The organism is Streptomyces sp. NPDC093065, from assembly GCF_044754585.1.
Taxonomy (GTDB): domain Bacteria; phylum Actinomycetota; class Actinomycetes; order Streptomycetales; family Streptomycetaceae; genus Streptomyces.
Map to the genome: position 1 here is coordinate 1 of NZ_JBIVPJ010000023.1, position 14,506 is coordinate 14,506.

Here is a 14,506-nt window from a genome sequence, read left to right on the forward strand (position 1 = left end):
GGGACGAGCCTAAGGGTGTGGTGCGGTCCATCGGCCCGCTCACACAGACGCCAGCGCCAAGACGGAGTCAGACTGATCCAAGAGACAGACCCTAGATCCTCCTTCACGGGCAGGCACTCGGCGAGCAGGTCGACGACGTCGCGCCAGGCTCGCTGCGCGTGCCGTGGGTGGTAGCCGACGCCGGGGACTGCGGGGTGGTCGACCGGCGGGTGGTGGAAGGCGTGCAAGGCGCCGCCGTAGACCGCGAGGCGCCAGTCGACGCCCGCGGCCTGCATCTCAGCGGTGAACGCGTTCCGTTGCGCGGGCGGCATGATCGGGTCTTCCGACCCGACCCCGGCCCACACCGGGCAGCGGATGCGCGCTGCCTCGCCCGGTCGGCCCGTGGTGGTTGCGTTGACTGTCCCGATCGCGCGCAGGTTGACGCCATCACGCCCGAGTTCCAGCGCGATGGCGCCCCCGGTGCCGTAGCCGACGGCGGCGATCCGGTCGGGGTCGGTCCGCGGTTCGGTGCGCAACACGTCGAGTGCCGCGTGGCCGATGCCTCGCATCCGGTCGGGATCGGCGAGCAGTGGCATGCAACGGGCCAGCATCTCTTCGGGGTCGCCCAAATAGCGCCCGCCGTGAAGGTCGAAGGCCAGCGCTACGTATCCCAGCTCGGCGAGAGCATCGGCCCGGCGGCGCTCGACGTCGCTGAGTCCCATGCCCTCTGGTCCGAGCAGCACCGCGGGCCGGCGGTCGACACCGGCCGGGAGCGCGAGGTGCCCGATCATCGTCAAACCGTCGGCCGGGTACTCGACCGTACGCGTCGTAATCGTCGTCATGCGACTGGACTGTAGTGATCATCAAGCCCGGTCCGGCCGGTGTTCTGCCGCTGGCAGCAGCGCGCGTGTCCCTCTGAAATGCGGGGGCCGAGCCCTCGGCTTCAAGATCATCTCATTGCCCCTTTGGCGGGTACCTCGGTCACACCCCAACCCGTCGGCTACTCCGCCAGCGGGCGCCACGTCCCCCTCCGGTTCCCCGCGAGTCCACCCCGAGAATCCGCGAACCCGTCGGCTTGGTCCGGGGCGGAGCGAGGTTCCGTGTGCGGTGCTGGCTTCTGGCACTGCGCTGGTGGGGCTGGTCCAGTTCTGTGGGGCGTCCGTTCAGCGGGTTGATGCGTATGGCGCCCACCCGGGCCGCCTTTTTCCTGCCCCGTATGTACGGCGAGCAGTTGACGAACGAAGTACGGATGTCGTGCTCGGTCAGGGGGTTCGTGGAGGATCCTTCGGGGGTGTGAGGTGGACGGTGGCGGGACACGGCTGGGATCGCCAGGCCGGTGTCTCTTTCCGGCGTGGTGCGGCGTCCCGTGCCGTACGGTGCGGGACGCCACCAGGGCGGCGAGCAGCAGCACGCCCGCCGAGCACCGGTAGGCGACGGGGAAGCCGGCCGGGCACCGTACTGCTCAACACCATCGCCACCGGCGCCACCAGCCGTTACGTCCACGTGCACGACCCGGCCCACGTCGGCGCGGTCCTCGACGAAGGCATGCTGCACGGAGCTGACCGGGCTGTTCCAGCGCAGGGTCTCCTCCGCCGTCTCCGCCCAGCTCGCCCTGCCGGAGAGGATCAGGCCGAACTGGTCTCGATGGGCACTCAGGGCGGGTACGGCGTTCGTGACACATGCCGCTCCGCCGGAACCTTGTTGCCAGAGCCCGGTCCCGGCGCGTCCCGACTCTGCGGAAAACCGCAGGGTCGGGGTGCGGGAAAACGCACAAGTTCGACGGCTATCCGCATACCGGCACTGAGCTGGGACTTCTAGCTTGATCAATGGATCGCGGCACCGGCTCGCGGCGTGCGCTTCGTACTTGGAGACCTCGACATGGACCACATCATCCTGGCGCTGCCACAGGAACCCACCGACGGCATCGCGGGATGGGCTGCCGACCTGGTGGACGCCATGGGCGGCCCCGGTGCGGGCCTCGCCATCGCCCTGGAGAACCTCTTCCCGCCGCTGCCGAGCGAGGTCATCCTGCCGTTGACCGGTTTCGCCGCCGGACAGGGTGTCATCAGTCTGTTCTCCGCCCTGTTCTGGACAACGCTCGGGTCCGTGCTGGGCGCCGCCGTCCTCTACTGGATCGGCGCGCTGGTCGGCCGTGAGCGGATGTACGCGATCTGGGCCAGGCTGCCCCTGGTCAAGACCTCCGACCTGGAGCGGACGGAGGCGTGGTTCGCCAAGCACGGCACCAAGGCCGTCTTCCTCGGCCGCATGGTGCCGATCTTCCGCAGTCTGATCTCCGTGCCGGCCGGCCTCGAGCGCATGCCGCTGCCGACCTTCCTGACACTGACCGCTCTGGGCAGCCTGATGTGGAACACCGTGCTGGTCATGTGCGGTTACTGGCTCGGCGACCAGTGGGACACCGTCGGTGACTACGTCGGTGTGGTCAGCAAGGGCGTCCTGGTACTGGTGGTCGCCGCACTGGCCTTCTACGTCGCGGTCCGGTTCCGTTCCCGCGGCATCGCCCGGCACCGCCGTACGTCGTGACCGGCCCCGTTCTCACACCGACCGAACGATCTTGCCCAGGTTGCGCAGCGCGACTACGCTCGGCGACCGTGCAGGGGGAACCGGCGGATACGACCACCCAGCACCTCCCGACAGCCTCCGAAACCGAGCTGCCGGGCGGTGAGGCCACGGCGATTCCGGCGTCGGCGCTGCCCCTGCGGGCGACCGGTGTCCTTCTCGGCTGCCTGACCGCGCTGTTGGGACTGCTGTACTTCGTCGTCGCCGGCACCCTGCTCGGTCCGGCTCTGCTGTGGCCTCGCACCCGGCGACGGGCGTTCGTCGTCCTCACCGCCGGGGCCCGGCGGCTGACGACCCTCGAGCGGCGCCGTCGTTCCACCTTCTTCGGGGACCGCTTCCCCGCTCGGCCCGTGCCCGACCAGCACGTCCTGCGTTACCTGGCCGCCCGTACGTACGCCGGTCTGATCACCGGCGTCGTGGTCGGCCTGCTCGGGTTCGGCGCCCTCCTTGCGGGCCTGCTCGTCGCGTCCCTCGTCCGGGGCACCCTGGGCTGGGGGGAGCTGCTCACCCAGGTCCTGCTCGGCGGGGTGCTGCTCTTCCTGGACGTGCAGGGGCTGTTCTCCCTGGAGGCCCTCGACGCGCGGCTGGCCCGGGAGTGCTTCGGCCCCTCGCAGCGCGAGCTGATGGAGCAGCGCATCGACGAACTGGCCACCAGCCGGGCGGCGGTGCTCCAGGCCGTCGACACCGAGCGCCGACGCATCGAGCGGGACCTGCACGACGGGGTGCAGCAGCGTCTGGTGGCGCTGGCCATGCTCCTCGGACGGGCCCGTCGGGGCGGCCGTACGCCCGAACAGGCGCGGAGTCTGGTGGAGCAGGCCCACAAGGAGTCGCAGGACGTCCTGACGGAACTACGGGAAGTGGCCTGGCGGGTGTATCCGACGGCGCTGGACAACCTGGGGCTCCAAGAGGCGCTGGCCGGGGTGTCGGAGCGGTGCGGCATTCCGCTGCGGACCGAGTTCGCGCTCGACGGGACCCTGCCCGCCTCCGTGGAGACCGCCGCGTACTTCGTCGTGTCGGAGTCGGTGACCAACGCCGCCAAGCACTCCGCCGCCACGGAGATCCACGTGAGCGTCCGCAGGTATGGGCCGGTCCTCGTCATCCGGGTCGAGGACAACGGCGTCGGCGGCGCGAAGCCGGAGGGCAGCGGGCTGACCGGGCTGCACAGCCGGGTCGGCGCCCTGGACGGTCGACTGCACGTTCACAGCCCCCTCGGGGGGCCCACCACGATCACCGCGGAGCTGCCGTGCGCGTAATGCTGGCCGAGGACTCGACCCTGCTGAGAGAGGGGCTGGTCCGGCTGCTCACCGAGGAAGGCCACGAGGTCCCTGCCGCGGTGGGTGACGCCGTCGCCCTGCTGCGAGAGGTCGAGGCCCAGCAGCCGGACATGGTCGTCGTGGACATCCGGATGCCCCCCACTCATACGGACGAGGGACTGCGGGCGGCGCTGGAGATCCGCAAGCGGTGGCCCGGCGTAGGGGTCCTGGTCCTGTCCCAGCACATGGAGCGCAACTACGCGGTGCAGCTGCTGACGGCGAACGCGGAGCGGGTCGGGTACCTGCTGAAGGACCGGGTCGCCCAGGTGGAGGAGTTCCTCGACGCGCTGGAACGGATCCAGGCGGGCGGCGCCGCGCTCGACCCGGAGGTCGTACGGCAGTTGGTGATCCGTACGACGCACAGCGACCCGCTGGCGCGGCTGACCCCCCGCGAGCGCAGCGTCCTGGAGGCCCTGGCGCAGGGGCACACCAACGCGGCCATCGCGGACAAGCTGCACATCTCCATGAGCGCGGTGGAGAAGAACCTCAACATGATCTTCGACAAGCTCGAACTCGGTCACACCACCGGCTACAACCGCCGGATCCTGGCCGTACTCCGGTACCTGGAGTCCTGACGCACGACATCCCGGGCGCTGGTGCCCGGCACGTCCTTCGCCAGGCAGGTCACGGCGAGGCGCGCAGCTGTTCGGTCCGGGATCGGCGCTCGCCCCAGCCGTGCTGAAAGTGGTCGACGCGCTGCCCGAGGGGCTCCGGGACACCGCCGCCGGAGCGGTCCAGCGGCTGCTCATCGACTACGAGGCAGTGGGCCGGCCCCCGAAATGGCGCGCCGTGGACCCGATCGGCCTGGTGCTCGTCAGCGAACCTTTCCCGAGGCCAAGCAGTGGGCCCGGGCGATCGGCGTTTTCGCGGGGGCTCCGCGGTCGGCGCGGCTGCTGCGGCACAGCTCGCTCAGTACGGCAGGCGCCGAGGGCGGCAGGGGGCGCGCGGCCACCCCAAGGCGTTCGGCAGGCGAGTCCGCTCAGCGCTGCGCAGGACGGATTCTCGACCTTGACGCTCCTATGACGCTCTGGGCGCCTGCACGAAGGAGGATGAACGGAGAAACGAGATCTGACCAGGGCATTTCTTGGAGGTAGCGCGACGGACCGGACGGGAGCGGCGCCTCCGTAGCGCACTTCTTGCCGGTCGTCGCAGGTTCTGGTGACGGTCTGACGCCCACGCAGATGTCTGCCATCGGAAAGGGGCCGGTCGCTGTTCCACCCGCCGCAGTGAGAGGCCGGGGCGTCCGTCCGTCGGCCCCGGCCTTTCGTGTGTCCGAGGGGGCGGGGAGGGGGCCCGGGGGCCGGGTGCCTCGCGTTCGACATTCGCTGGGTGCCCGGCCATTGACTATGGACATCCCTGTACCTACGATCTGGCTTGTCCATGGTTGTCCATACACAAAGTGGTGTGCCGATGAAGATCGCGGTTGTCGGAAGTTATGGAGCCGGCCTCACCATGCGGGTCCCCAAGGCGCCCGCAGCCGGTGAGACCGTCTCGGGCGGCCTCTTCGACTCGGGTGCCGGCGGGAAGGGCAGCAACCAGGCCGTCGGCGCTGCCCGGCTGGGCGCCGAGGTCACGCTCCTCACGGCCGTCGGCGACGACGAGTTCGGCCGCTCCGCGCGTGAGCTGTGGCGGCGCGAAGGGGTGGGCGCCGAACACGTGGTCACCGCCGGGGCGCCCACCATGGTCGGTTTCATCCTGGTCGAGCCGTCCGGGGAGAACCGCATCGCCATCGCCCCCGGCGCCCTGGACGAGCTGGACGCCGCCGCCGTCGACGCCTTCCGCGCCGAGATCGCCTCCGCCGACATCCTCGTCGTCTCCATGGAGATCCCCGAGGAAGCCGTCGTCGCCGCCCTCCGCGCCGGACGCGAGAGCGGCACCCGCACCCTGCTGAACCCGGCCCCCGCCCGGCCGCTGCCCGACGAGTGCTGGCCGCTCATCGACGTGCTCACGCCCAATCAGACGGAGGCCCCCGTCCTCCTCGGCCTCGACGAGGGACACGGGCTCGGCGACGAGGACCTGGCCCGCGCGCTGCACGAGCGCACCGGCGGCACCGTCGTCATCACCCGAGGCGGTGAGGGCGCGCTGGTCGCCCAGGACACCGGCGTCACCACGGTGCCCCCGCACCCGGCCCGGACGGTCGTGGACACCACGGGCGCCGGGGACTCCTTCACCGCCGCCTTCGCCGTCGCCCTGGCCGAAGGCCGACCCGTCGACCGGGCCGTGGAGTTCGCCGCCGTGGCCGGCGCGCACACCGTGTCGATCGCGGGCGTCATCCCCGCCCTGCCCACCAGAGCCCAGCTGAACGCCCTGATTGGAAGTGTCTCGTGACCTCGACCGCCACCAAGCCGCCCGCCACCGCGGCCCCGTCGTCCGACGCGAGCACCCGGCAGTTCCCGCTCGCGCTGCGCAGGCTGCTGCACGCGCGGGAGGCCGGCGTCTTCGCCGCGCTCGTCCTGCTCTTCCTGCTGGGCACGGTGCTCTCGCCGACCTTCGCCCAGTCCGACAACCTCCTGTCGGTGGGCCAGCAGATCGCGCAGATCGGCATCATGGCCGTGGGGGCGACCTTCGTCATCCTCAACGGGGAGATCGACCTCTCGGTCGGCTCCACCTACGCCCTCTCCGCGATCTCCACCGGCATGCTCATATCGGACGGCTGGAGCTGGCCCGCCGCCATGTTCGTCGGCCTCGCGGTCGGCGTCCTCGCCGGGCTCTTCAACGGACTGGCCGTGGTGGTCCTCGGCGTCCCTTCCTTCATCGTCACCCTCGGCACGCTCAGCGTCTTCCGCGGCATCGCCCTGCTCATCTCCGACGGCGCCCCGATCTCGCTGAGCTCCTCCCAGCCGGGCGTCGCCGACTTCAACCTGCTCGGCCAGGGGCGGCTGTTCGGCCTCGTGCCCATGCAGTTCGTCTTCTTCGCCGTCGTCGCCGCCATCGGCGTCGTCCTGCTGGCCCGCTCCCGCTTCGGCTTCAACACCTACGCGGTCGGCGGCAACCAGGAGGCCGCCCGGCTCGTCGGCGTCAACGTCAAGCGGGTCAAGCTGACCGCCTTCGTCCTCTCCGGCTTCACCGCGGGCCTCGCCGGCGTCCTCGGCCTGTCCTTCCTCTCCTACGTCCAGGGTGTGACCGGACAGGGCCTCGAACTCACCGTCATCTCGGCCGTCATCATCGGCGGCGCCGCCCTCTTCGGCGGCTCCGGAACGATGTGGGGCACCGTCATCGGCGTCGCCTTCATCGGCCTCCTGCAGAACATCCTCAACATCAAGGGCATCTCGTCCTTCTGGCAGACCGTCGTCACCGGCCTCGTCATCGTCGCCGCCGTCGCCGCGGACACCTGGCAGCGCAAGCGCAAGACACGCGCCTGAGCCAGCGCGCCGACCGCCGTACCCCCAAAAAAAGCCGCCCCACCGGCCCTTCATCCCCGAACGCCTCCCGACCCACGGACTCGACGAAGGAGCCCTCATGTCCCCGCGCACCCTCCTCAGAAGCCTCACCGCCGCCACCGCGGTCGCCGCGGCGCTCTCCCTCACCGCCTGCGGCGCCGTCACCCCCGCCGACGGCGGCTCCGGCGGCTCCGGCGACGGCTCCTTCAAGCTGGCCTCGTACATCCAGCAGCGGATCGACGACGACAAGCCGATGCGCATCAAGCTCAGCTACCACGACCCGTCCCTCGCCTTCGCCACGCCGATCGGCGCCGGGATGAAGAAGGCCGGCAAGGAGCTGGGCGCCGAGGTCTCCCTCATCGGTCCCACCGGCGGCGACGCCGCCAAGCAGGTCTCCGAGATACAGACGCTCATCCAGCAGAAGGCCGTGGACGGGCTCGCCGTCTCCTCCGCCTCCAGCGACGCTCTCAAGCCCGTCATCAGCCAGGCGTACAAGGCGGGCATCCCGGTCATCTCCTTCAACACCGACAACCCCGACTCCGATCAGATGGGCTTCGTCGGCCAGGACCTCAAGGGCTCCGGCAAGGCGCAGGCCGAACAGCTCCGCAAGGACCTCAAGGGGGACGTCAACGGCAAGTCCGTGGTGGTGTTCTCCGTCGACACCGGAGCCGGCTGGTCGCACGACCGCTTCAACGGCTTCAAGGAGGGCCTGGACGGCAGCGGACTGAAGATCGTCGGCCCGGTCAACGTCGGCAACGAGCCCAACAGCGCCTACAACACCGTCGAGTCCACCATGTCCGGTCAGTCCAATGTGGTCGCCGTGGCCGGCCTGGACTGCTGCTCCACCACGGCCGCCGCCAAGTGGGTGGCCCAGTCCGGCAAGGCCGACGGCATCACCATGGGCGGCTTCGACCTGCTGACCCAGACCGCCGAGTACATCGAGCGCGGCGTCCTGAACTTCAGCATCAGCCAGAACCCGGCCGAACAGGGCTACCAGGCCGTCAAGGTGCTGCACGACTTCCTCGCCGACGGCACCGAGATCAAGGGCGTGGACACCGGCGCCCAGTTCATCACCCAGGACAACCTCGCCGACGCGACCGTGGAGGACTGATGACCCCCGCACCCCACGCCGCCTCCCCCGGGAGCCCGGACCGTACCGGCGGGCCGGCCGTCCAGGTCCGCGGCCTCACCCGCAACTTCGGGCCGGTCCGCGCCCTGCGCGACGTCTCCTTCGACGTCCCCGCCGGCGACATCACCGCCCTCCTCGGCGAGAACGGCGCCGGAAAGTCCACCCTGCTCAAGATCCTGGCCGGCCTCCAGCCGCCCAGCGAGGGCAGTGTCACCGTGTTCGGCGAGAAGGTCACCTCCTTCGAACCGGCCTCCATGCTCAGCCGGCACGGCGTGGCGATCGTCCCCCAGGAGCTGTCGCTGCTGCCCGACCGTACCGTCGCCGAGAACGTGCTCAGCGGCGTCGAACCGGGCAACCGCTGGTTCCCCTCCCGGCGTCGCATGCTGGAGCGCACCACCGAACTCCTCGCCGAACTCGACCTCCACCTGGACCCGAACGCCTCCGTGCGCACCCTGGACCTGGCCACCCAGCAGCTCATCGTGGTGGCCCGCTCCATCGCCCGGGGCTGCCGCGTCCTGATCCTTGACGAACCCACGGCGATGCTCACCCCCGCCGAGGCCGACCGCCTGTTCGCCCTCATGGACAAGCTCAAGGCCAACGGCACGACCATGCTCTACGTCTCCCACCGCATGCCGGAGGTCTTCCGCCTGGCCGACCACATCCAGGTCCTGCGCGACGGCGGCCACGTCGCCTCCTGGCGCAGCGAGGACACCACCCCCGACCAGGCCGTCGCCGCCATGGTCGGCCGCGAACTGGGCCAGTTCACCCGCCGCGCCGGCGCGGCCGAACCCACCGCCGAACCGGCCCTCAGGGTCACGGAGTTGAGCGGCAAGCGGCACCGGGACGTCTCCTTCGAGCTGCGCCCCGGAGAGATCCTCGGCGTCGCCGGACTCCCCGACTCCGGACGGGTCGAACTGCTCCACAACCTCTTCGGAGCCGACCCCGGCACCGGCGGCACCGTGGAACTGCTCGGAAAGATCTACGAACGGCGCAACCCGATCGCCAGCGTCGAACGCCGACTGGCGTTCGTCCCCGGCGAGCGCCGCGCCCAGGGGCTGCTGACCACGATGAGCGTCGGCGAGAACGTCGGCGCCCTCACCACGAAGGCGTTCAGCCGGCTCGGCCTGATCCGCCGCCGTGCCTTCGACACGGCCGCCGGTGAACAGGCCCGCCGGCTGCGGGTGAAGACCGCCACCATGACCCAGCCCATCACCAGCCTCTCCGGCGGCAACCAGCAGAAGGCCGTCCTCGGCCGCTGGCTCGCCATCGACCCGGGCGTGCTCATCCTCGACGAGCCCACCCGCGGCGTCGACATCGGCGCCAAGGCCGAGATCTACGACCGGCTCACCGCGCTCGCCGACAAGGGCCTGGCGATCCTCTGCTCCTCCTCCGACCTGCCCGAACTGCTCACCCTGACCGACCGCATCGCGGTGATGAGCGAAGGCCGCCTGGTGGCCGTCGTCGACTCCGCCGACGCCACCGAGGAATCCGTGATGACCCTCGCCACCGGAGCGGCGCCGGCCGTCGCCTGACCCCGCGGCCCCGTCCGACCGCCGCCCCGAACCCTCCTCAAGGCCCCACCCGAAAGGAACCACCATGAAGCGCTCCGGCATCCTCAACGCCGAACTGAGCGGAGTCCTCGCCACCCTCGGCCACACCGACCTCCTCCTCGTGGTCGACGCGGGCTTCCCCGTGCCGCGCGACGCGCACCGTGTCGACCTGGCCCTCGCCGAGAACCTGCCCGACCTGCGCACCGTCCTCGGCCTGATCGCCGACGAACTGGTCGTCGAGGGCGTGGTCCGCGCCGACGACGTCCCGAGCCACAACCCCCGTCTCGACTCCTGGCTGCACGAGCGGTTCGCCGGCGCCGAGTTCACCACCCGCCCGCACGCCGAGGTCCTCGGCGACCTCGCCCGCGAGGCCAAGGCCGTGGTGCGCACCGGAGCCTTCGAGCCCTGGGGGAACATCGGCCTCTATTGCGGCGTCGACGCGCCCCGCTGGTTCGGCGGCGAGGGCGTCGTCGTCCCGGAGCAGTACGCGTCCAAGGTCTGAGCCGCGCCGCCCCGCACGCGGGCGCAGGCACCGTCAACTCGCGGCGGCAGCCCACGAAGAAGCCCCGGCGGCCGATCCGCCGGGAACCTGCCGCCACCCACCCAAGGGAGATCACCCCGTGTCCGAAACCACCGTCAATCCCGCCGAACTCGACCTCACCCCGGCCGAGTTGGCGCCGTTCATCCAGCACACCAAGATCGACCCGGATGCGACGCGCGACGAGATGATCGCCCACGCCCGGGAGGCCGTCACCCACGGCTTCAACGCGGCGATGGTCCCCGCCTCCTGGCTGCCGGTCGTCGTCGCCGAGGTCAAGGGCACCGGCGTCGAGGTGGCCTCCGCCCTGGACTTCCCGACCGTCGGCGTCATGACCAGCGCCGGGAAGGCCGCCGAGGCCGCCGAGATCGCCCGCCTCGGCGCCAGCCAGCTCGACATGGGCGTGCAGGTCGGCTGGCTCAAGAGCGGCCGCTACGACGACTTCCGCGAGGACATCGCGGGCGTCGTGCGCGCCTCGGGCCTGCCCGTCAAGGTCATGCTGGAGCTGCCGCTGCTGACCGACGCCGAGAAGGAGGCCGCGGTCGAACTCGCCATGGAAGCGGGCGCGTCCTTCCTGAAGAACGCCAGCAGCGGGCAGATCGAGACTGCGAATCCCACCAGCGTTCGTTACCTTGTTGACCGGGCGCGGGAAGGCGTCCGGGTGAAGGCGTCCGGCTCGATCAAGAGCTACCGCCAGGGCCTGGAGCTCCTGCGGGCGGGCGCCTCCCTGCTCGGGACCAGCGCCGGCCTGGCGATCATCACCGACACCGGTGACGCGTCCACCGTCAGCTACTGACCGGACACCACCGCCGTACCCCGGCCGCCCGCCGCGGCCGGGGTACGGCTTCCACGCCGGAGCGACACCCGTCCCCCGGTGAGAGCGGAGAAGGAGATGCGACCACTGTGACGGCCGACAAAGGCGGAGTCCCGGGCATCAAGCGGGACGTCCCCACGGCGATCCACGTCCAGATCTCGGAGCACATCCGGTTGCGGATCGCCGGCGGCGAGTGGCCGCCGCACTACCGTCTCAAGAGCGAGCCGGAGCTGGCCCAGCAGTTCGGGGTCAGCCGCGGCACGCTGCGCAGGGCGCTGACCACCCTGATCGAGGAGGGCCTGCTGCGCCAGGTCCGGGGCCGGGGCACCTTCGTGACCTCGACGACGATCGAGCCCGCCATCGCGCAGAAGCTGAGCACGCTGTCCGAGGACTTCGCCGACCAGGGCGTGGTGACCACGACCACGGTGCGCGAGTGTGCGCTGATCGCGCCGCCCAAGCCGGTCGCGGCGCTGCTGGACGTGGCCCCGGGCACCCGTGTCCTGCGTTTGGTGCGGGTGCGGCGCACAGATCAGGGGCCGGTCGCCCTGCTGTTCAACTTCGTGCGTACCGACCTCGCGCCCGGTATCGCGGAGGTCGACTTCACCTCGGCCAGTCTCTTCGGCGTCCTGGAGGGCACGTACGGGCTGAAGATCGCCACGGCCCGCCGTACCTTGGGCGCCGAGGCGGCCGGTGCTGACGTCGCAGCCTCTCTCGACCTCGCTGAGGGCGCCCCGGTCCAGTACCTCCAGCAGGTCACCTACCTCGCCGACGACCGGCCCGTCGAGTACTCCGACGTCTGGATCCACAGCGGCCGCCTCCGCGTGACGTCCCTCCTGCTGCGCCGCTGAGCACGGCAGAGGCCGCCAGGCCGGCCGGGCACACCAGGCCCCGCCCTCCCCGGGACAACGGGGTGGACGGGGCTCCGGGCCCGTGACCGGTGATTTGGGGTTCACGTGCGGGTGCCGCGGGCCCACGACCCCGAGCTGCCGGCGAACTGCGTGGCCGATGCTCCGGCCGAGGGGGATCCGGGCTTCGCCGGCGCCGACGACTGTTTGCCGAGCGCGGGTCGGCGCGTGGTCGTGGTCGGCACTGTTTCGGCAAGGGCCTGATCGGGACAGCGATTATCGGCAGTGACTAGGTGTTCTCGGCCGTGTGCGGGAGATCGCGTCGGCCGTACTCCGTGCTCGCGATGGTGCGCAGCGGTAATGGCTGACCAGCCCATGTCGCCCGGCCCGGTCGCGCCGACCGGTCTGACTGCACGAGGGCCCCGGAGCGTCCCCCACCACCCCGGATAGACTCGCCCGTATGGTCCGAACGTCCCGTGCCGCCGCCGAGGGGAACCCCGGGATGTGGCGGCGCGAGGCCGGTACCGTCGTACGACGGGCCCTCGCGCTTCCGGAGCGGGCGGCGGTGAGCGGCGCCATAACGGCCGGCTCCCATGTACCGCGCGTCCCCACCGAGTGGGCGCCGCACTCCCACCCCTCCCACGAACTCGTCTGGGTCCGCGGGGGCACGGTCACCTCTCGCGTGGAGGACCGCGTCTTCACCGTGTCCGAGGGGTACGGGCTGTGGATGCCCGCCGGAGTGGTGCACGGAGGGCGGACCACGGCGGGGGCGAAGTTCCACGACGCCTTCTTCGCCCCCGACCGGACGCCGTTCGCGTTCGGGGAGCCGAGGACGATCACGATGACGCCGCTCCTGGAGTCACTGCTGACCCACCTCGCCCGTACGGATCTCGACGACGCGGCCAGGGCGCGGGCGGAGTCGGTCGTGTTCGACGTGCTCCAGCCGTCGGAGCGGCAGTTCACCCTGCGGCTGCCGCCCGGCGACGGCCGGATCGACGCCATCGCCGAGGCCCTGCTGGCCGACCCCGCCGACCACCGGTCACTGGAGGAGTGGGCACGGACGCTGGGCATCAGCGACCGCACGATCACCCGCGCGTTCCGGCAGACCACCGGTCTCTCCTTCGCGCAGTGGCGGCAACTGCTGCGGGTACACCGCGCGTTGGCGCTCCTCTCCGAGGGCTTCGATGTGATGACCGTCTCCGAGACACTCGGCTACGCGCAGCCCAGCTCCTTCATCGCCGCGTTCCGGCGGGTCATGGGCACCACCCCCGGGAATGTCCGGAATCCCGTATCGGGCGTCCATAACTCCTGATTGTCGACCTGGCGAGCGGAATATAGCTTTCTCGCAGTTAGGTAACCCTTAGTTGTTGCTCGACGTGGACCGTGCTGCCCGTACGCAGAGGAGTCCGCGGGGCAGCGCGCGGTCCGGCCGGTGACGGCCGGACGGGGGGTGCCGTACGCCTCGCCCCTGCGATCACCCGGAATCGTCGATGCTCACACGCCCCTCCCGGCACACCGGCCGCCCGGCTGCCGACCCCGCCGCGCCGGTGGCCGCCCTCAACGGGCGCGGACTGGTGCTGAGTCACGGCGGCAAGGCGGTCGTCCACGGCGTCTCCATCGGCCTGGAGCCCGGCCGGGCAACCGCCCTGGTGGGGCCGAACGGCAGCGGGAAGTCCACGCTGCTGCGGGCGCTCTCCCGGCTGCATCCGGTGGACGGCGGCCGGGTGACGTTCGGAGCGCACGGGGATGCGCCCGAGCGGGACGCGGCGCTCCTCAGCGCCCGCCGGTTCGCCCGCGAGGTCACGCTCTTCTCCCAGTCGAGGCCGGCGCCGCAGGGGCTGACGGTCGCGGAGGTCGTGGCGTTCGGACGCCACCCCTACCGGCGCGGCTTCGCGGGACCGACCGCCGAGGACCGGGCCGCCGTCGGCCGTGCCATGGGCGTCACGGGCGTACGGGACATGTCCGGACGGCCGGTCGGCGAACTCTCCGGCGGTGAGATGCAGCGCGTCTGGCTCGCCGCCTGCCTGGCCCAGGACACCGGCGTCGTCCTGCTCGACGAACCCACCAACCACCTGGACCTGCGCTACCAGATCGAGACGCTCGACCTGGTGCGCGACCTCGTTGAGGACCACGGCATCGCGGTCGGCATCGTGCTCCACGACCTCGACCAGGCGTCCCGCGTCGCGGACACGCTGGTCCTCATGCGCTCGGGCCGCGTGCACGCGGCGGGCACCCCCGTCGACGTCCTCACCGCCGAGAACATCGGCGAGGTCTACGACATCCGGGTCGAGGTCGCCGTCGACCCCCGCACGGGCCGCCTCCGCATCGACCCCGTCGGACGGCACCCCGCCTGACCGGAAATCCCGCCTGACGCGGAACGT

At 71.1% G+C, this 14,506-nt stretch carries 12 protein-coding genes and 2 pseudogenes; 13 read left to right on the plus strand and 1 reads right to left on the minus strand.

What is annotated here, in order from left to right; translation table 11 throughout:
- Positions 1–86: 86 nt before the first annotated feature.
- Positions 87–821: pseudogene (locus ACIQFU_RS31155) on the minus strand (dienelactone hydrolase family protein); the annotation flags it as partial.
- Positions 822–1,857: 1,036 nt separating this feature from the next.
- On the opposite strand from ACIQFU_RS31155, the gene ACIQFU_RS31160 reads away from it, so the two are divergent.
- The 13 genes and pseudogenes from ACIQFU_RS31160 (at position 1,858) to ACIQFU_RS31220 (ending at position 14,479) form a co-directional block, all read left to right on the plus strand.
- A complete protein-coding gene (locus ACIQFU_RS31160) occupies positions 1,858–2,520 on the plus strand; it encodes a DedA family protein (RefSeq protein ID WP_402555955.1) in 663 nt (220 codons plus the stop codon).
- Positions 2,521–2,588: 68 nt separating this feature from the next.
- Positions 2,589–3,809, plus strand: a complete 1,221-nt coding sequence (locus ACIQFU_RS31165; RefSeq protein WP_402555957.1) for a sensor histidine kinase — start codon at positions 2,589–2,591, stop codon at positions 3,807–3,809.
- Positions 3,809–4,444, plus strand: a complete 636-nt coding sequence (locus ACIQFU_RS31170; RefSeq protein WP_402556123.1) for a response regulator — start codon at positions 3,809–3,811, stop codon at positions 4,442–4,444. Before ACIQFU_RS31165 ends, ACIQFU_RS31170 begins: the two co-directional genes overlap by 1 nt.
- A 49-nt stretch (positions 4,445–4,493) precedes the next feature.
- Positions 4,494–4,691: pseudogene (locus ACIQFU_RS31175) on the plus strand (DNA-binding transcriptional regulator); the annotation flags it as partial.
- A gap of 588 nt (positions 4,692–5,279) precedes the next feature.
- Positions 5,280–6,197 carry a ribokinase gene (locus ACIQFU_RS31180; protein WP_402555959.1) on the plus strand — a complete coding sequence of 306 codons (918 nt, stop codon included), beginning with the start codon at positions 5,280–5,282 and terminating at the stop codon, positions 6,195–6,197.
- A complete protein-coding gene (locus ACIQFU_RS31185; protein ID WP_402555961.1) occupies positions 6,194–7,231 on the plus strand; it encodes an ABC transporter permease in 1,038 nt (345 codons plus the stop codon). The genes ACIQFU_RS31180 and ACIQFU_RS31185 overlap by 4 nt, the downstream gene beginning before the upstream one ends.
- 97 nt (positions 7,232–7,328) lie before the next feature.
- Positions 7,329–8,360, plus strand: a complete 1,032-nt coding sequence (locus ACIQFU_RS31190) for a sugar ABC transporter substrate-binding protein (protein ID WP_402555963.1) — start codon at positions 7,329–7,331, stop codon at positions 8,358–8,360.
- Positions 8,360–9,910: a sugar ABC transporter ATP-binding protein gene (locus tag ACIQFU_RS31195; protein WP_402555965.1), complete on the plus strand. Its 1,551-nt coding sequence runs from the start codon at positions 8,360–8,362 to the stop codon at positions 9,908–9,910. The genes ACIQFU_RS31190 and ACIQFU_RS31195 overlap by 1 nt, the downstream gene beginning before the upstream one ends.
- Positions 9,911–9,974: 64 nt before the next feature.
- Entirely contained in the window at positions 9,975–10,430 is a 456-nt protein-coding gene (gene rbsD / locus ACIQFU_RS31200; protein ID WP_402555967.1) for a D-ribose pyranase, read from the plus strand.
- A gap of 118 nt (positions 10,431–10,548) precedes the next feature.
- Complete coding sequence (deoC, locus tag ACIQFU_RS31205) at positions 10,549–11,262, plus strand: deoxyribose-phosphate aldolase (protein WP_402555969.1); 714 nt, start codon at positions 10,549–10,551, stop codon at positions 11,260–11,262.
- 107 nt (positions 11,263–11,369) lie between these two features.
- The gene (locus tag ACIQFU_RS31210) at positions 11,370–12,128 is read left to right on the plus strand and encodes a GntR family transcriptional regulator (protein ID WP_402555971.1); all 759 of its coding nucleotides are present in this window, start codon (positions 11,370–11,372) and stop codon (positions 12,126–12,128) included.
- Between the two features lie 457 nt (positions 12,129–12,585).
- On the plus strand, positions 12,586–13,437 hold the full coding sequence (locus ACIQFU_RS31215) for a helix-turn-helix domain-containing protein (RefSeq protein ID WP_402555973.1): 852 nt from the start codon (positions 12,586–12,588) through the stop codon (positions 13,435–13,437).
- A 178-nt stretch (positions 13,438–13,615) separates the two neighbouring features.
- Positions 13,616–14,479, plus strand: a complete 864-nt coding sequence (locus tag ACIQFU_RS31220) for an ABC transporter ATP-binding protein (RefSeq protein ID WP_402555975.1) — start codon at positions 13,616–13,618, stop codon at positions 14,477–14,479.
- Positions 14,480–14,506: the final 27 nt, after the last annotated feature.

Bases quoted from the DNA above. Each gene is read 5' to 3' on its own strand.
- ACIQFU_RS31160 (WP_402555955.1), top strand. From the start codon at position 1,858: ATGGACCACATCATCCTGGCGCTGCCACAGGAACCCACCGACGGCATC.
- ACIQFU_RS31170 (WP_402556123.1), top strand. From the start codon at position 3,809: ATGCTGGCCGAGGACTCGACCCTGCTGAGAGAGGGGCTGGTCCGGCTG.
- ACIQFU_RS31180 (WP_402555959.1), top strand. From the start codon at position 5,280: ATGAAGATCGCGGTTGTCGGAAGTTATGGAGCCGGCCTCACCATGCGG.
- ACIQFU_RS31190 (WP_402555963.1), top strand. From the start codon at position 7,329: ATGTCCCCGCGCACCCTCCTCAGAAGCCTCACCGCCGCCACCGCGGTC.
- ACIQFU_RS31195 (WP_402555965.1), top strand. From the start codon at position 8,360: ATGACCCCCGCACCCCACGCCGCCTCCCCCGGGAGCCCGGACCGTACC.
- rbsD (WP_402555967.1), top strand. From the start codon at position 9,975: ATGAAGCGCTCCGGCATCCTCAACGCCGAACTGAGCGGAGTCCTCGCC.
- ACIQFU_RS31215 (WP_402555973.1), top strand. From the start codon at position 12,586: ATGGTCCGAACGTCCCGTGCCGCCGCCGAGGGGAACCCCGGGATGTGG.
- ACIQFU_RS31220 (WP_402555975.1), top strand. From the start codon at position 13,616: ATGCTCACACGCCCCTCCCGGCACACCGGCCGCCCGGCTGCCGACCCC.